The 17830-nt window shown below is 48.3% G+C and carries 19 protein-coding genes; 3 read left to right on the top strand and 16 right to left on the bottom strand.

Annotated elements, in window-relative coordinates; translation table 11 throughout:
- Position 1: 1 nt before the first annotated feature.
- The 11 genes from ACTQ1N_RS02165 to ACTQ1N_RS02115 all read right to left on the bottom strand — a co-directional run bounded on the left by ACTQ1N_RS02165 (position 2) and on the right by ACTQ1N_RS02115 (position 10483).
- Positions 2-994, bottom strand: a complete 993-nt coding sequence (locus tag ACTQ1N_RS02165) for a glycosyltransferase family 8 protein (RefSeq protein ID WP_441954184.1) — start codon at positions 992-994, stop codon at positions 2-4.
- 12 nt (positions 995-1006) lie between these two features.
- Positions 1007-1930: a glycosyltransferase gene (locus tag ACTQ1N_RS02160; protein WP_441954182.1), complete on the bottom strand. Its 924-nt coding sequence runs from the start codon at positions 1928-1930 to the stop codon at positions 1007-1009.
- Between the two features lie 77 nt (positions 1931-2007).
- Complete coding sequence (locus ACTQ1N_RS02155) at positions 2008-2805, bottom strand: glycosyltransferase (RefSeq protein WP_441954180.1); 798 nt, start codon at positions 2803-2805, stop codon at positions 2008-2010.
- Entirely contained in the window at positions 2802-3194 is a 393-nt protein-coding gene (locus ACTQ1N_RS02150) for a DUF2304 domain-containing protein (protein ID WP_441954178.1), read from the bottom strand. Before ACTQ1N_RS02150 ends, ACTQ1N_RS02155 begins: the two co-directional genes overlap by 4 nt.
- Before the next feature lie 84 nt (positions 3195-3278).
- Positions 3279-3986, bottom strand: a complete 708-nt coding sequence (locus ACTQ1N_RS02145) for a glycosyltransferase family 2 protein (protein WP_441954176.1) — start codon at positions 3984-3986, stop codon at positions 3279-3281.
- A gap of 73 nt (positions 3987-4059) precedes the next feature.
- Entirely contained in the window at positions 4060-5211 is a 1152-nt protein-coding gene (locus ACTQ1N_RS02140) for a hypothetical protein (protein WP_441954174.1), read from the bottom strand.
- 308 nt (positions 5212-5519) lie between these two features.
- Complete coding sequence (locus ACTQ1N_RS02135) at positions 5520-6341, bottom strand: AAA family ATPase (RefSeq protein ID WP_441954172.1); 822 nt, start codon at positions 6339-6341, stop codon at positions 5520-5522.
- 179 nt (positions 6342-6520) lie between these two features.
- Complete coding sequence (locus ACTQ1N_RS02130) at positions 6521-6865, bottom strand: hypothetical protein (protein ID WP_441954171.1); 345 nt, start codon at positions 6863-6865, stop codon at positions 6521-6523.
- Positions 6866-7004: 139 nt separating this feature from the next.
- A complete protein-coding gene (locus tag ACTQ1N_RS02125; RefSeq protein WP_441954169.1) occupies positions 7005-7448 on the bottom strand; it encodes a YhcH/YjgK/YiaL family protein in 444 nt (147 codons plus the stop codon).
- 827 nt (positions 7449-8275) lie between these two features.
- Positions 8276-9307 (bottom strand): inositol 2-dehydrogenase, encoded by a 1032-nt coding sequence (gene iolG / locus ACTQ1N_RS02120; RefSeq protein ID WP_441954167.1) that lies wholly within the window; start codon positions 9305-9307, stop codon positions 8276-8278.
- A gap of 267 nt (positions 9308-9574) precedes the next feature.
- Positions 9575-10483 (bottom strand): D-2-hydroxyacid dehydrogenase, encoded by a 909-nt coding sequence (locus tag ACTQ1N_RS02115; protein WP_441954165.1) that lies wholly within the window; start codon positions 10481-10483, stop codon positions 9575-9577.
- Between the two features lie 238 nt (positions 10484-10721).
- Between ACTQ1N_RS02115 and ACTQ1N_RS02110 the strand changes: the two genes are divergently transcribed.
- Together ACTQ1N_RS02110 and ACTQ1N_RS02105 are read left to right on the top strand one after the other, a co-directional pair.
- On the top strand, positions 10722-11351 hold the full coding sequence (locus ACTQ1N_RS02110) for a DUF2200 family protein (protein ID WP_441954163.1): 630 nt from the start codon (positions 10722-10724) through the stop codon (positions 11349-11351).
- A 97-nt stretch (positions 11352-11448) separates the two neighbouring features.
- Positions 11449-12648 (top strand): MFS transporter, encoded by a 1200-nt coding sequence (locus ACTQ1N_RS02105; protein ID WP_441954161.1) that lies wholly within the window; start codon positions 11449-11451, stop codon positions 12646-12648.
- On the opposite strand, the gene ACTQ1N_RS02100 is transcribed toward ACTQ1N_RS02105, so the two are convergent.
- The 4 genes from ACTQ1N_RS02100 to ACTQ1N_RS02085 form a co-directional block, all read right to left on the bottom strand.
- A complete protein-coding gene (locus ACTQ1N_RS02100) occupies positions 12632-14029 on the bottom strand; it encodes an alpha-amylase family glycosyl hydrolase (protein ID WP_441954159.1) in 1398 nt (465 codons plus the stop codon). The two genes, ACTQ1N_RS02105 and ACTQ1N_RS02100, sit on opposite strands and share 17 nt — an antisense overlap.
- A 74-nt stretch (positions 14030-14103) precedes the next feature.
- On the bottom strand, positions 14104-14577 hold the full coding sequence (locus tag ACTQ1N_RS02095; protein ID WP_441954157.1) for a threonine/serine exporter family protein: 474 nt from the start codon (positions 14575-14577) through the stop codon (positions 14104-14106).
- Between the two features lie 63 nt (positions 14578-14640).
- Complete coding sequence (locus tag ACTQ1N_RS02090) at positions 14641-14994, bottom strand: hypothetical protein (RefSeq protein ID WP_441954155.1); 354 nt, start codon at positions 14992-14994, stop codon at positions 14641-14643.
- 263 nt (positions 14995-15257) lie between these two features.
- Positions 15258-16046, bottom strand: coding sequence for a threonine/serine exporter family protein (locus ACTQ1N_RS02085; protein WP_441954153.1), 789 nt, complete (start codon positions 16044-16046; stop codon positions 15258-15260).
- A gap of 320 nt (positions 16047-16366) precedes the next feature.
- Between ACTQ1N_RS02085 and ACTQ1N_RS02080 the strand changes: the two genes are divergently transcribed.
- Positions 16367-17179 (top strand): tyrosine-protein phosphatase, encoded by an 813-nt coding sequence (locus tag ACTQ1N_RS02080; protein WP_441954151.1) that lies wholly within the window; start codon positions 16367-16369, stop codon positions 17177-17179.
- A 29-nt stretch (positions 17180-17208) separates the two neighbouring features.
- Here ACTQ1N_RS02080 and ACTQ1N_RS02075 read toward each other — a convergent pair whose 3' ends face one another.
- Positions 17209-17715 (bottom strand): response regulator transcription factor, encoded by a 507-nt coding sequence (locus tag ACTQ1N_RS02075; RefSeq protein ID WP_441954149.1) that lies wholly within the window; start codon positions 17713-17715, stop codon positions 17209-17211.
- Between the last annotated feature and the right edge of the window lie 115 nt (positions 17716-17830).

Genomic DNA, 17830 nt, shown 5'->3' with positions numbered 1-17830 from the left:
CTTATGCTGCTTTCCCGAACCACTGATAGAAGTGAATCCCAATCAGGTTCGTAATGATTGTTCTGGCAAGCGGAAAAAACTTTGTGCAGACATTCATATGATGATAAATCCTCATATATCTTTCTTTTCCCCGGATGTCAGGCTGTTTTCGCCAAAATGAATGCTTTTTATAGTCAAGAAAAAGGTTCCTGTAATAATTAGAGTTTCCATGAACCCATGGACGCTCGTCTCCCATATAGTGAACAATAACCGGACATTTTAACATTAATGAAACCTCCTGGGGACGTAATCCTTCAAAATATGCCGGTTGTATCATTCTAAGATACCAGAGTGGAAACCACGGATGATTACCTGATACATTATACTTCATTGGCAGTTTCATGACTCTTCCTTTACAGCAGGCATTAATAACATCCTGATCATTATATAGAAGTGATTTCCTGTGTTTGCTGTAGAAGGAGACAAAGCAATCCAGTAGTTGCTCTTTCCTCCACGCCTTCAGATTGACCAGAAGAACTCCTGCATTATAATAGGTCTCACACTTTTTGAAACCGATCGACTTCTTTTTTGTCCGAGGTGGCATATAAAGTTCTGGAACCGCTGCGATCAATTTGTCGCCCATTACGAAGGAGAGCTGCTCTAATTCTGCGATGGAACCATTCACAACTGTATCACAATCCATGTAAAGAACAGAGTCTATAGAAGTATCAATTAAGTCACCCAAAAGCAACCGGGCAAATACAATTGAATTGAACCCATGTGCATCCAGTGGAATTGGGAAACAGTTTTCCACGCGATTCATTGGAATAAATTGTATTGATCTTTTATAGTAATCTGCAATTTTTTTTAGATAGCGTATGTTATCTTCCTGAATTCCCGCATCCAGAACAATCAAATTCAGTTCCATCAGTTTTTGATTGTTCTTCAACAAAGACATCATGGATATTCCCAACTGCATCGCATACCCATTATCTGTGGAATATACAACATTCATAACCGGTATTCCTCACCTGCCTGTCATAAACAGTAACCTGAGCACAAAATCCCCAGCCAGTGACGGTCTCAATCGGAATGGATAAAACACACGAATAATATATGCCATCACAGACTTTTTACGATAGCTCAGCAGCAACCATTCACGCCGATCTTTTGCAGGCATCTCCGTTCCGCAGACATGTACAAAATATGCAGCCATTCTGCACAAATTCACATACTCATCACCTAATATTTCTTTATACCAAAGCGTTCGGATCATCGCAATCCGACCACTTCCAGTAGGAGTTGCCGTCCCCTCATGCCTTCGATATTTTGCCAGAATATGGGGATCATGCAGGATTTTTCCTGCGTAGAACGCATTCCATACTGTCCAAAGGTCATGAGAAATGTTCTTTCCTGGCAGTCGCTGACGAAGCAGTCTTTGTCGCATGTTGTCATTGATTACCATGGAAAATCCCTGAATGTAGCTATAAAATATCAGCTTTCTTCCCGGCATGTGATTATAATCAGGGTACAGATTTCTTCCAATATTTTTCAGATCTGCTGTACACAATTCATAATCATGTGCGTACAATAACGGAATATCCTCATTTTCCTTTGCAAGTTCACGAACAGCGCAGTCTAGTTTCTCTGGTGCCCAGATGTCATCTTGATCGCAAAAAGCGTAATAGTCTGCCGGCTCTGCTTTATAGAGAAGATACCAAAAACAATCAGGGTATCCGAGCCTTTTTCCACCATATGAAATAATCTTCAGTCTTTCATCTCCGATCTTCCTCTGATATTCTCTTAAAATTTCCAGAGACTCATCTTCAGATCCGTCATCTCTGACAGTGATGTGAACGTTCTTGTATGTTTGACATAGCAGACTATCCAATTGCTGTCTAAGATACTTCTCTCCATTCCATACAGCAAGAAGAATATTCACACGTTTCATAGCCATCCCTTTATATCAAAATCTGAATCGAGCAGGGTACTGCTGACCCTATCACCGTATCAGAGTGAAAGCATCCACTATATATCATTCGACCTCTCGGCACACTGATAGAAGTGTTCAATCGACTTTGCCACCCATCTCGGCCAGAACTTCTGATACATATATAGATCTTCATTTCGCCTCTGATCACCCTTCAAAAGTTCCGATGTCGTTGAGCCTTTATGTATCCGATGTAGCATCAGTGGAGCCGACACATATGCAAACTCACCTTTTTGTCTTGAAATCTTCTCCCACGCCTGCCAGTCGATGTTGCTCTTCATGTTGTTTTCAAATATAGGAAGAGCCACATGATCCTTCACAACTGTGACAGAAGGGCAGCAAATCGCTGAACCCATGGACAAAATTCTTCTTCTTAACCAGATACGCTTCCAATTCACTTTCAGCTTCAGTGGACTGAGCATCAGCCGTTTCACTCGAAGAAGCCTGTTATTCCTTACAATTTCTCCCTCTCTCAGCTCATCGTAATCTGTAAACAATATCAACGGATGATCACACTGATTTACTGTCTTAATGATCGCCTCAGTATAGTGTTTTCCATATATATCATCCTGATGGGCAATTGTAACCAATAATGTTTCTGCTGTATGAATTGCAAAATTCCAGTCATCTGCTATCCCACTGCTAAACTTGTTGATTATTAAGGGAAGTCCATATCGGTTTGCAACTTTTTGAATATATGCGTTCGGGGTTGAAGTAACTAGCTTAACATCAGACTTGACAGTTTGACTCAGGACAGATCGAATACAGGCTTCCAGGTAAGGGCTTTCCTGATACGCACATATGATAAAGGAATGATCTGTGTTATGATATCTCATAAATCCGAATCCTTCTTCATTGTTGTAATCTGCTCTTCTTCCTCTTCACTCACTCTTTCATCCGCATGGGAGCGCAATGCCACTTCAGCAGACAATATCGTAACCTTATCCTCAAGCTGAGATGTAATAATAGAAAGCGTAAATACTTTCTCAAGAAGCAGAAATATAATAATCAGAAAGATGAGGTTAGCAGGAGATTGCATGTGAAATATTCCTGTAAGCCAGTATGTGACTTCAGGAAAGATTCCCATGATCAGAAGAATTACAGCGAAGCAGACCCAGAATATCGCGTCTTCCATCTTTACCTTGCACTTGCGGATCTTTAAGAGGATCCACCATGCTGAGAATATTGCAGCCATCAGTAATATCACTCGTAGTTCTGCCGACATTGCCTGCCTCCTATATCACAAAACATATACAAGTAAGTTACAACGACAGATTTGTAGACTCACAGATTCGCTGTCTAAAATAATTTATATTTCGTTCTTCTTTCGTACCCACTGGAATAGAAAAATAGAAAACATCATCTGAAGCATATACCGTGCAGAAGCCAGCGGACTTTTATAAATACTGGTTCCGGCAGTCCGATCATGCATTTGTACCTGAATTTCTTCAATATGAAATCCGCAGTTTAAAAGATATGCAAGTGTGTCTGGCTCCGGACTGTAATGAATGTCATACCCAAACCGCTTGATCATCCGTTTGTTGAACAGTCTCATTCCACTTGTGACATCCTGAATTTTCTTACCTGTTGTTATATGAATTGCACTACTGATAATCCTGCTTCCCAGCATTCTGAGGCCGCCCGGTTTTTTTTCGGTCTTGAACCGCGATCCGATTACGATATCACAACCCGTCTTTTCCATCTGATCAGCCATTGAAGCAATATACTTCGGGTCATGCTGCCCATCACCATCTATCTGCACAACATAGTCGTACCCATAATAGTTCGCATATCGCATTCCAGCTTTGATTGCGCCTGACAATCCTACGTTAACAGGGAGATCAAGGAAATTATAGCCCCGACGTGCACAAATCTTTCTGGTATCGTCAGATGATCCATCATTGATGATAACATAATCATACTGTGAATAGTTCTGGGTCAGGTCATCTACGACGTGTTCGATATTCTCCGCTTCATTATAAGCCGGTATAATAATTAAGATCCGCTCTTCGACCATCCTACATTAATTCCTGATTGATTTCATCTCAAAATCCGATTATTATAAACTTTTGGCAAGTTTAACACAAGTCCTAATAAATAGCAAAAAACTTTTTCTTTGATCCTATTTTTAATAATAGGCTTTTTATCTGATCTATCACTTTCTGAAACAGAACTGAGAGTGTGATACCTACTACAACATAAATAATCAAAGTATAATTTAACCCTTTTGGCGTATAGTACCACCAAATATTGGTTCTATAGTTAACCCAATCAAAATCAGAAAATCCAACATATATCCTACTAAGTAATGCATAAAGAGTCTTTACTATCATGAAACCAAGGAATTGATTCATCATGATCGAGTATGTATTATCTGCAATAACATTTATCCACTTGCTTTTTCCTATCACCGGCTCAAGTATAGTTGCTATTCGCATCCAGAGGGCTATTCCGAGGAAACCGTTGATAATTGGCATTATTGGTCCCTCTGTAAAATTATTGCACCAGCTCGGTGTATAAACAGGCATCTTGCCATAATAATAAACAATGATAAGCTTAATTATAAATATAACAGCAAAATACCAAATGCTTGGTACTTTATGGTCATATTTTTCTAAGACTTGGTGATAGAATATGCCAAGGCCCCAAAACGGGACAAAATAAAGCATTCTTACTAAGACTAGCCACCAGCCTGACAAATAATTTAGGCAAGCCAGCTGATTTCCAATCAAACCAAGTATAATGCTTGTGGTAAAAAAAACTGTTGTAGATATCTCCTTACTTGTATTAATTTTATGGATTAACTTTTGAATCAGGATATTATATACTTCTACCATAAAAAGCGGAACAATAAACCATCCGCCCATATTGTAAATAAACTGATGACCATTTTTTATAGGGGCGATAACAAGATTTGTAAAGTTTATCTCGCCACCCATTTCGAATCCGTTGCGTCTAAGAACTTGAACAATAATTCCATACGCTAAATTATAAACATATAGTGGCACCAACAAAGTTTTTACTTTTTTTAATATGTATTTTCCTATATGTCTTTCTGATGAGTTCTTATAAAAATATCCGGATGCAAAAACAAATATCGATAAATGCACGCCACCATACGGGAACCAATCACTTAATATTGATATACCACCACCATTTGTATGCCCACAACATACCATAATCATGGCAACCGCATACAAAATTTTAAATCTATAATCTATTTCCTTTTTTAAAGGCTCCATTGTATTCTGTTATTCCTATTAATCTTACGCACCAGACGAACTTGCTCCGAATTTCCTCTCTAATTTCTCAGCCCGCACTCCCCTGCAGCTTACTTTCATCCATGGTGCTCTACTATCCGTCCACTGTGCAAGCGCTCGATTCTGATACCTTCGCAATCACCTTCTCAGGTGTTTCTTCGCAGACTCCAGACATATGGACATCCTTCGGACAGAGGATCAGGAAACCTCCCGGTTCCAGAAGACTTCGTTCCGATCGTTGATATATCAGTCCCCGCATATCATATTTTCCCTCCAGCCTGCTTCCATCCTCATTTCTGTGCATCCTCCTGAAATGCTCTGACCTCCTGAATCGTTTCAGCGAGTACACGGTTGAATGTCGGCACTTCAAATCCATATGGAGTTCGGTTCAATTTCTCAAGGACTGTTCTGCCTGATCCCCCGATCCCGAACTGATACATCTCAATATCATCAGCATCAAGCAGATCTTCTTCCTGGTAACCATACTCCTGCATCAGTCTCTTACGATCCTTGTTTGCAGAAAGCTTTAACATATTGTTGATCTGCTGAAGAATCGCTTCACTGTGTGTAGTGATCCATACGGGTATTCCCGCATTGCTGATGTTTATAATCAGTCTGGCCATTTTCATCTGAAGCCCCGGATGAAGATGAGCCTCTGGCTCCTCAATGATCAAAGAATTGAATTTGATGTTGCTCTTGAATAGCAGAAGCAATGGCGAAACTTCTGTTACAATCGAAGACGCTATGTGTAGTGGCAGCGGATCAGTGGAACCGTTTGGGGTATACCGTATGATAGGAAGTCCATCCTTCCTGACAGATACCTTTCCTGACGTCAAATTTGTTTCTATAAAATCAGCAATTTTCCGCTTATTATCCGGAATGGAATGCGCCCGGTCAAACATCGTAATCAGCTGCAGGAAGTCAATGTATGGCAGTGTCAGAGAGGATGTATGCTCACCTGCATCGAGGTTGTACGCAGTCTGAAGAGACTGGCTGACAAGCTGTGGGTATGTGAGCATAAAACCGGTTCTCGATGCCGGGAGATAGACCGGTTCCCCGATTCGTCTGCCACGGAAAATCGGTGTAAACAGCGGCTCTGCAATTCCACCCATCAGAATATTCCAACAGATATACGCATTCATCCGGAGAAGCTCTTCTCTCTGCACGCCAGACTTTTCACCTGGATGAGGGAATCGGATACTCGTCTGCCCGAATGAATAGCGCACTGAATCTTGTGACCATAATATACTCAGCTGTTTCGCCCGCTTATAATCGCTGATGCTGATGCTCCCTATATGTATGTCAGCATTGAAAATCCGCCGGACAAGATCCTTCCGGTTCGCCATGAGGATGGAATTAAACCATTCAACATACATTGCGAACTCTTCCTGGCCAAGCTGTGTTTCTTCACCAATATGGCTGCGCAGCCAACTTTCACATCGCTTGTATGTTTTACTTTCCGGTGGTGTCTTTGGAAAACAGTCCTTCCAAGAATCAATATCCCCCATATCAAGCTTAATAAATAACATTTCCCGGAATTATTATCCCCCACAAAGCAGATAAGAGACGCAATCCTTACGGAAGCTTTTTCGATTTTTCCGAAGTCTTCTACATTCAGCGTCCACCTTTCATTCATGGCTCTCTCCTATCCTTTCACCCCCTGCAAGAACGTAATCTCAAAAACCGGAATGTTGAATGTTGATTTCATACAGCCTTATATGCGGATTATAACATTTGACACTGATTGCAGCTATGTGGAAAGCAGATGTCATTATTTAATATGAACACGGCACCTTCACAACCGCCTTCTGCACCTTCTCAGGCGTTCCTTCGCAGACTCCTGGCATGTGGGCATCCTTCGGGTAGAGGATCAGAAAGTCCCCCGGTTCTAACAGATATTTTTCTCCGTTGTTGTTTCCTTCGTACAGCTCGATATCTCCGCTCTCACCGTACCTGCGGATGCATGTCCCCGCTCTCATGGCCTCCAGTGACTCTACGGAGATGATCTCATGCCCTGAGATGATATACTGAATGTCGATGTATTCCCTGTGGGCTTCAAAGGTGCCTTCAGGCTTCGGCTTCGGCGTGTAGGTCTGGATATTGGCAAATACCCCATCCGGAAGGTCATAATGACCATCCTGGCAGTCTTTTGGGTTTATACTGCTCAGAAAACGGTATGCCGCCTCCGACACTTTTCTCACTTCATTCAGATCGTTCATAATTCCTCCGTTTTTGGCTGTCCTTCCATTATCTTAACTTATCCTTCGCTGAATAAAAAATTGTGATTCTTGGGATTGCACCATACCAGCTCTGCAGATACCCCTTGCGATACAGTTTTTATAATCGGACTGATGTACACAAACCTTCTGGTACCTTCTGACTTCATCCGGAACGGAAGTGAGTAGCTCTTTATCTGATGAGATATTTCTTAGTAACCGGAAACATCTTGATGTAATGCAGTCCGTGATGATTGCCTGCTCGCGTTGACGATCTCGTAGGGAGCGCAAAATACTGGTCTTTCGGTGTGTGGGCAGAGATATTGGATCGCAACGGAACAGCAAAAGACCTGTTCACGCCCTTATATTTTAAGCGAATGATAAGAACGCATGGGCGTGCTGTCTTCTTGAGAACCTCTGGGTCTTTTTGAAATTCCTTCAGCAGCGTCTGGTTAATCGTAACAATCTTCATAACACTACCAACCCTTAAAAAATGGAAGCCTGCCAACAGGCAGGCTTCCTTACACGTAAACGATATTCTACGCCGAAGCGCCCCGTCGTTTGCGGAGGCTAAACATACACGTTCATAATATTCTAGCCGTTATGACCGGCGAGCTATTAACTCATTCATAATATAGCACAGGAAGTAACAAGACACCAGCACATTTTTCTCTTTCCATAAACAATATCCGGGAGTATGAAGCTTCCCTGTACGACCAGGAGCAACCATCACGTCTTCCAGCAGGGTTGACGGTTGTCATACTCAAAACATGTACTTAATAAGAAGCATCGGTCCGGCACTCATACACCGCTGAGCGTACATGAACCTTTCAGTCAGAGGTGACATCTGGGTCATCCAGACGGACCGGTCTTCCCGTCTCAAGTGATTTTTTGGCAGCTTTCGCGATCAGAACAGCCTTCAGGCCATCCATTCCTCCAACCAGAACCGGTGCATCGCTCAGGCAGGCTTTCACGAAGGCTCTCTCTTCTTCCACAAACGCGTCATTGTAGCGTTCCAGGAAAAACCAGGTTGGCTTTGCGCCCAGTGTTCCGGAAGCTGTAGCCAGCCGGGCTTCGTCTTCCAGCTGATTTTCATCTCTCACGCAGCCCTTCTCCCCGTGTACCTCGACACGCTGGTCATAGCCATAGGGTGCCTGGCGGCAGTTGTCGATCACTCCAAGTGCGCCGTTTTCAAACCGGAGCGTCACGATCGCCGTATCCACATCCCCGTAATCTGCAAAATGAGAATCCACCAGGCATCCGCCTGCCGCATATACTTCTGTCACTTCGCTTCCGGACAGATAGCGGACCATATCAAAATCGTGGATCATCATGTCCATGAAGATGCCGCCAGACTTTTCAACATAGGACATCGGCGGTGCCTCCGGATCACGTGAACACACCTTCACCACATATACTTTTCCAATTTTTCCGGATGCGGCTGCATCACGGACAGCTTTGTGGCTTTTGTCAAAGCGGCGCACAAAGCCAACCTGCAGCTTCACCCCAGCCTCCTCAACTGCCCGAAGTGCCCTGTTGATATCCGACACTTTCACAGCAATCGGCTTTTCACAGAATATATCTTTTCCAGCTTTCGCTGCCCGTACAATGAAGTCTGCATGCGTATCTGTGGATGAGCAGATAAACACCGCGTCGATGTCCGGATCCCTGAATATATCCTCCGGATCTCTGCTGCAGTGGGCAATTCCGACACTCTCTGCCCATCGCTCCTTATCCTCATTCAGATACGGGTCTGCCGCACAGACAATTTCTGCACCTTTCACCAGACTCTGAATATTACTTCCGTGAAGTTTTCCGATTCTGCCCATCCCGATCAGGCCAATCCGAAGCACCCCATCCATGACGCTTTCCCCCCTTCAGGCTGTCTTATCACTTATGTATCGTTCCACAGTCTCTGCGATACACTTTATCTTGTATCTCAGTATATCTAAAAATATAAGTCCCCGGTATGATAAAATCCAAAAGAAGGACCTGCGTCTTTGCTTTCAGACGCAGGCCTTCCGTTTTTCTTGGATTTCATCTCCGGGACAGTGTTCTCAAAACGACACTTTGCAATTTTATCACACATCTGTCCGTGCCGACATTCCCGGTTATGACAGCGCTCACAGTCATCCGAACTTTTCTGTCACAAGCTTCACAATTTCCTCCCCGATTCTTCTCTGGGCTTCCTTCGTAGAGGCACCGATGTGCGGGGTCATGCAGACCTTCGGGTGGTGCAGAAGGCGCTCGTCCTTGCAGGGTTCTTCCGGATAGACGTCAATCCCGGCACCTGCCAGTTTTCCGGAGTCGAGTGCGTCGCACAGTGCGGCAGAGTCCACCAGCGCACCGCGGGCGGTATTGATCAGGTATGCGCCGTCTTTCATCTTACTGATGGCTCCCGCGTCGATGACAGGAGGTGCCCCCTTGACTGCCGGCATGTGGAGCGAGACATAGTCCGATTCAGCCAGCAGCTCGTCCTTTGTCTTCCACGGATACAGGACATGGATATGCGGGCCGGAACGGTTCGTGTAAATGACATTCATCCCGAGTGCCTCGGCGCGCTTTGCGACTTCCATCCCGATCCTGCCAAGCCCGACGAGCCCAAGTGTCTTGCCGCTCAGCTCCACGCCCTTGTACGCTTTCTTCTCCCACTTTCCCTCGCGCATGGTAACATTCGCGATATACAGGAAACGGGAAACTGCCAGCATGTGAGCAATCGCCAGTTCCGCAACAGCAGCGCTCGATGCGTTCGGGGTATTCGTAACGGTCAGTCCCTTGCCACGGGCATAATCGACATCGATGTTGTCCATGCCGACACCGCCGCGGATAATCATCTTCAGCCGGCCTGCCGCCACTGCCTGGTCGATGACCGGCTCACGTACCTTTGTTGCGGAGCGGACGAGTAGCACATCGACATCCGCGAGTGCCTTCCCCAGCTCATCCGGCTCATAGTGCTGCTGCAGAACCTCGTATCCGCGTTCCTCCAGCTTGCGGACTGCAGAGGCATCCAGCCCGTCTGCTGCCAGTATTCTTACCATCGAATCACCCTCCTTTTTTCCGTTCACCGTTCAGCCGTCTCCTTCTGCCAAGGCCACGCCTTACCAGATTTTCCGTTTTTTCCTGCTTCCACTATAGCAGATCGATCATGTATAAACAACTATTTTTCTGGAAGGCAGGAAGGTACAATTGCGAAACAGGGATATAATATCGTAATATGATCGTACGACTGAATGAGACAGAAAGCAGAGACAGAGATGCCTCCACGGAGATCCAGACATGACGAATGAAAAAGTGTTTTCCATGAAATTCTCTTCGATCTACCCGCTGCTGGTCAGCAAGGCTGCCCGCAAGGGACGGTCCCGGGAGGAGGTCGACCAGGTCATCTGCTGGCTGACCGGCTATACTCCGGAACGCCTGCGTGAGCTTGCGGCGTCCGACACTGACTATCGCACATTTTTCCAAGAGGCTCCACATATGGCGGAGAAGGCCTCCGAAATTACAGGGAAGGTCTGCGGTGTGACAGTTGAAACCATCGAGGACCCGCTGATGAAGAAAATCCGCCAGCTTGACAAGCTGATCGATGAGCTGGCGAAGGGAAAGACGCTGTACCAGATCTTCCGGACCGACCCTGCGGATTATCCGGTATTTGCGTTCGATGCGCCGCTGATTCAAAACGGCAGCATGGATGCCGGCTACGTGGAAGTGCCGTTTGATGTGCAGAAAGCCTTTGGAAAAGGGAAGGTTCCTGTCCATGCGACATTTGACAAGGAACCCTATGACGGACAGGTCGTCCGGATGGGTACGCCCTGCCACATCATCGGTGTCCGGAAGGAAATCCGGCAGAAGATCGGAAAAACATTTGGTCAGACCGTACACGTGACCTTGAAGGAACGGCCGGCCGGATGATCCTCCTGGCGCCGGCTTTCCAATGATCCTGATAATAATCCTGATGATCTTTATCTCTGATTGATCTTTATTTCTGATAGAAAGACTGAATACGACAATGAACACAAAAAGAAAATACAGGAGAACGCTGCTTGCGTGCTATCTCGGTTTTATCACACAGGCGATCTGCTCGAATTTTGTCCCGCTTCTCTATGTGACCTTCAGCCGGTCCTACGGGATCACGCTCTCAAAACTGGCGCTCATTTCGACCTGCTTCTTCTCCACGCAGCTGGTCACAGATGCCATCTGCGCAAAGGTTACAGACCGCATGGGCTACCGCGCCGCTGCAGTCGCGGCAGAAATCACTTCCGGGCTCGGCCTGCTCTGTCTGGCATTTGTACCGGCTCTGATGCCGGATCCCTTTATCGGGATCCTGGTCTGTGTCGTCATCTATGCAGTCGGAAGCGGCCTGACGGAGGTGATCGGGAGTCCGATCGTGGAGGCATGCCCGTTTGAGAATAAGGCTTCTGTCATGAGTCTCCTGCATTCCTTCTACTGCTGGGGTTCGGTAGGCGTCATTCTGGGCTCCACCCTCTTCTTTGCCCTGTTTGGAATCCGGAACTGGCGTATCCTGGCCGTCATCTGGTCTGTCGTTCCGCTCTTGAATGTCTTCAACTTCGCGGTCTGCCCGCTTGAAAAGCTGGTGGAGGACGGAGAGGGCATGTCCATGGGAGAGCTGCTGAAGACAAAGCTGTTCTGGATCTTTATCGTGCTGATGGTCTGCGCCGGCTCCTCCGAGCTTGCGATGGCGCAGTGGGCATCTGCATTTGCAGAATCAGCCCTGCATGTCTCAAAGTCGGTCGGAGACCTCGCCGGTCCCTGCGGCTTCGCCGCACTGATGGGGCTCAGCCGCGTCCTCTATGGCAAGTTCGGGGAGAAAGTCAACCTGACAACTTTCATGACAGCTTCCGGCATCCTGTGCCTGATCTGCTATCTCGCAGCCGGTCTGTCGAAGAATCCGGTTCTGGGTCTGATCGGCTGCGCAGTCAGCGGCTTCTCGGTCGGAATCATGTGGCCGGGCTCGATCAGCATCTCGTCGCGGATTCTCCCGAGGGGCGGCACCGCCCTTTTCGCGCTGCTCGCGCTTGGCGGAGACCTGGGCGGTTCCCTCGGTCCTTCCATCATCGGCAATGTCTCTCAGCGCGCAGGCGACAACCTGCAGATGGGTGTCCTTTCAGGCATTGGCTTCCCGATTGTTCTGGTGATCTGCGTGCTGGGTGTGCGCCGCAGGTACATGGCGGTCAGCAGAAGAAAATGACTGGTTCGCCGGTCAGCCGGATCGTATGTTCAAAAACATCCACCTTTCTGCCGCTGATCAGATCCGTATACGTACCGTCCGGCAGGTCGGCCTGAACGGCTCTGGCACTGCCAGACGTACTGAACAGGCCCACGATTCGATTGCTGCCGGTTCCGGCCGTGGCAGCTTCGCTCGCTCCGGCTTCTTCCGTACTTCCTCCTGCCGGGGTTCCATCGCCCCGTCTCTCTCTGACCGCGAAGATCACATCGCCGGCCACCTCCTCCGCCGCGAAGGAGGAATCCGCAAACAGATCCTGCTGCCTGATCGTGCGAAGCTTCCGCATCAGCGAAGACAGATCCTTTCCCGTCTCAAAATCGACCGGGTCCCGGTCAAACAGTGTCGGGTGATGTGTCACCTCAAACTCCTGTCCGGCGTAGACCATGACCGTTCCCTTCTCAAAATACTGCCACGCCGTCCAGTTTCTTAGGGCGCGTTCATCCGGCACTAGCTCTGCCGCCCGCGGACGGTCATGATTCTCGAGGCATCTGAGCTTGACATAGTTCTCCGGGAGGATCCCCTCCTGCAGATTGACACGGTTCAGGTATTCCTTCAAAAGTCCTGCTCGTTCACCCGGAACCCTCACCGCACTGCCCGGCAAGAACATGCAGCCGGTCTGAGCGGCCTTCTGCCAGTAGTAGGTGTCATAGTCATAGCAGATGTCAAATGCCTGGTACAGCTCACTGTCGGAGGAGGTCGGAACACCGGCCTTCCGGTTTGCGATCACCATCTCCGGCTCGACCGCCTCCGCCAGCCAGATACAGCCCGGGCGGACCTGCTCCACTTCCCGGCGGGCACGCTTCCAGAATGCCAGAGGCACCATCGGTGCCACATCGCAGCGGAAGCCATCCACATACTTCGCCCACATCTTCAGCGTCTCGACCTGGTAATCCCAGAGTGCCTCCGAGCTGTCATAGTCCAGATCGACAACGTCCCACCAGTATCCGATTCGATTTCCGAGAGAACCATCCGCCTTGTGGAAGAACCACTCCGGGTGCGACTTTGCCAGAACCGAGTCCGGTGATGTGTGGTTATAGACCACATCCAGCATCACCTTCAGTCCCTTCCGGTGCGCGGCTTCGGTCAGCTCCACAAAATCCTGCATCGTCCCGATCTCCGGATCGACCGCGCGATAGTCCGAGATGGCGTACGGCGATCCCATTGATCCCTTCCGGTGCAGAACGCCGGACGGCTGAACCGGAAGCAGATAGATCATATCGACGCCGAGATCCCTGATTCGGTCGAGATCCCTCTCTACGTCTTTCAGCTTCCCGCTTCTGTAATTTCTCGTAAAAATCTGGTAGATCACCTGCTGTCTCAGCGACTTGTCTGTATCCTTCGCCATATTTTCCTCCGATCTGTTTTCCCGTAGGCACATCTGTGTGCCCGGCTTTACTGCATGGATATTCATCCGGGACATCAGCTCTGCCCCCTGCTGCCTTGCCGGCGCCTTTTGTCCGAAACCCGCTCCTTCATGATGAAGACAGCCGCTACAAAGCTTGTTCCCATGGCGACAAATACCATCGTCAGAACCGTCGCGATGCCCCACTTCCATGCGGCACGCATCTCCCCGGTCACAAGGCTGTTCATCGTCTGGTAAAGCGCGTTCCCGGGGATCAGCGGAATGACTGCCGATATCAGGAACACCGTTGCCGGCTGCCTGAGCCTTCTTGCCCAAAGCTCGCTCCACAGTCCGCAGAATACCGCCCCAAGAAATGAGGCAATCATATATCCTTTCCCAGCGTGGATGACTGCCAGATACACCAGCCACGCCAGCGCACCGCCCAGAGATGCCGGGAGCAGACTCTTTCTGCCGATATGAAACAGGATCGCAAAGCCCATGGACCCTGTAAATGCCATGAGGAGCTGCACAAGTTCAGTGACAGTCAGCATGCCGAACCCTCCGAAAGCAATCAATAAAAACTGCCCGGGCAGTCTTCTCCGTGTGTTCTGCGTTTATTTCAGCAAGTCCGCCTCATGGTCGAGAAGTTTTCCGCCTGCCGTACAAGCCGGGCAGATGCAGTATTTCTCACCGTGGCTCTTTGCCGCCGTTGCAGCCTCCGTCATCTTCGCGGCTCCGTCCGCTCCGAAGACCTGTTTTCCTTCCTCAGATCCTGCGAATGCGATCAGGTCGTCGATGGATGTGACGTCTTCCTTCATCTCTCTGATCAGAGACTCGGCCGCAGCTCTCTCTCCGGATGTTCCGACAGCCTTCAGGTATGCTTCACCCTCTGCCTTCAGCTCCGGGCAGCAGGACGATGCCACGATCATCTTTTCCACTTCTGACTTGATTTCCTGTTTTGTCATCATGAACCTCCTGTCTTACACATACTAACATACCACAGGATTCCTCTTTCGGAATTCCATGCGTTCCTCCGTTTTCGGGATTTGACCGACCGCAAACCGATAACACCATCTTCCCGTATTTTCGAGTCTGCAGTCATCCTGATTATATCACTGATCTAGCCCGCATTCATCAAGCCAAAGCATGTAGACAGCTGCATCAAAGCAGCCACGCCCGCAGCTTCAGCAAAGCAGCCATGCCCGCAGCAGCCATGCCCGCAGCTGTCACCTCATGCCGTCATATGAATCGCAAGCATGAATCCGGCTGCAAGAGCAAGCGCCCAGGTGAAGCTTTCGATCAGCCTGATCTCGCCTGATATGGTGTTGCCGACCATCATTTCCCGGACGGCATTGATCATCGTGATACCAGGGTTCAACAGCATGATGTCACCGATCATAATCATTGGCCTGCTGAAATACGGGACAACCCGGCAGACAGCTCCGATCCCCAGTCCGACGATGGCCGAAACAACCATCGTGTACAGAATCCGGTTGGTGGAGTACTTCCCAAGCGTGCACTGGAGCAGGACGATCAGCAGCGAAAAGAGTGCCGCTGCAAGTCCATCCGGCACCCTCCCGCCAAAGAAAATGGAAAAGCTGAAGGCACCGAGGGCATTGCCGAGAATCAGAATCCACACAGGATTTGTTCTCTGCCTGATCCGGTCAATCTCCCTCTCGAGCGCCGATACTGTCATCGGCGAGCTGCAGCAGCGTCTCGACAGATCATTGAGTCTGTCCAGCCTTTCGAAGTCAATGTTGTCATTGTCCCCGACGCGCCTCGTCTGGGTCACTGTCGCGCCGTCCGGAAACCGGAGCGTCACAGCAATACTGAAAACGATGACGTACACATCGGGTGTCGCGCCGTATGCGCGCCCCAGGCGGCAGAGCGTGTCCTCCACCCGGTTGATTTCCGCCCCGGACTGAAGCATCAGCTCCCCGATATCCAGAAGACGCTCCAGAAGACGCTCCTTGTTTATAGAATCAGAATCCCTGTTCTGTGAATGATTGTTCTCTGTCATATTTCTATACGATGTCTGTCACTGCCTGCCAGGTTCAAGCCAGGCAGTATTTTCTTCCGGCAGCCCCGATTTCTCGCAGCATGGCTGCTCTTTCAATACAGCTGTTCTCCCAAGGCGGCTGCTTTTTCAGCACGACTGCTTTTTCAGCACGGCTGCTCTATCGGCATGGCCACACCTTCGGCATGGAAACCACCTCCTGCACTATACCAAAATTTGCTTCTCAGTGCGATGGAATTTTCTGTGCCATGCTCTATAATATTTTTGTGTTTTTGTATGAAAACGATGGAATGATAAGGATTCAGATGACGATGAGATCAGGAATGTCAGAATTGCCAGTTCGATCAGACTTGCAGCATACACCAGGGCAGAATTACTTCCCAGTCAGGGACGAGATCAATTTCAGGGATCTGGGCGGATACCGTTCCTCCGATGGACGGATGATCCGCCAGGGCTGCTTTTACAGAAGCGGCGGTCTCTACAAGATGAACGATTCAGAACTTGCCTTCCTGAAATCACTCCATATCCGCACGCTGCTTGATCTGCGGACGAAGGCGGAGGCTGCCAAAAAGCCGGATCCTGTTCTGCCAGGCGTTACAGTCCTGCAGCACAGCGGTGTTGTGTCCGCCGGAGGCGAGGAGATTGATTTTTCACCGGCGGGAATGAAGCTACTTGGGGAAGCCGGTCTCACTCAGATTGAAAATATGCACCAGTATTACCGGATGATGCCGTTTCACAACGAGGCTCTTCACATCCTGATGAAGGAAGTGATCTGCGGGAATGTCCCTGTCCTGTTTCACTGCGCAACCGGAAAGGACCGCACAGGCGTCGCTGCGATGATTCTCCTGCTGCTGCTTGGCGTACCGGAGCAGACTGTCCTTCAGGATTACCTGCTCAGCAATTTCTATCGCCGCGATGTCATCCGGCGGCACATGGAAGAAGACCAGACGGTCATCCGGCAGCACCCGGAACGGGAAGCTCTTCTGCAGCTGCAGCATGGCGTTTCCCCGAAGATCGGCCGGGAAATCCTGGAGAACATCCGAATGACCTGCGGCGGATATGAGGAATACTTTGAACAGGAGTACGGACTGGGGCAGGCAGAGATTGAGAAACTGCGAAACAGGTATCTGGTATGACCGATGTCGGATCCTGCCAGTGTCAGAACTTACCGATTGAGTGAATCTATATATTCCGACGGTGTCATCCCCATCACCTCATGGAAAACTTTGTTGAAATACTTTCTATCTGTAAAACCAGTTTCGTAAGCCACATCTTTTAGAGTTGTCGTGCCCTTCTTCAGCAGAATGAGGGCACGGCCGATCCGGTAACTCTTGATAAACTTTGAAAATGTCTGACCGATATCTCTTGCAAAAAGATAGCTCAAATATTCAGGTGTAATATTCAGCTGTTCCGCGATATGCTGTTGATTAAGATTGCACTTGTATCCACTCTCGATAATATCCAGTGTGCTCTTCACCAACGGATGTGCTTCCGGAAACTGCCCTCGCAGACGTTCTGTTGAATTTTCTCGTGCTCCTGTTCCATTCGTCTCAATCTTCAATAGAACTTTTTTCAATTCATCCTTCATAGGTGGTTTCAGAATATAGTCATCGCACCCAAGCTGCATGGCTGCACGCGCATATTCAAACTCGGCATAGGCACTCACAAGCACAAAATGTTATCCCGCATTTTATCTGGTCCTAAACCATACCACATTCAATCAAATTAAAAAGAGGCACAGCATAAATTATTCTGATGGATTTTACATCGGATTGCTTTATGCCGTG

The sequence above is a fragment of the Porcincola sp. LCP21S3_C12 genome, assembly GCF_052118625.1.
Lineage (GTDB): Bacteria > Bacillota > Clostridia > Lachnospirales > Lachnospiraceae > Porcincola.
Note: the sequence above shows the minus strand (reverse complement) of the source record. Positions and strands in the feature narration are given on the sequence as shown.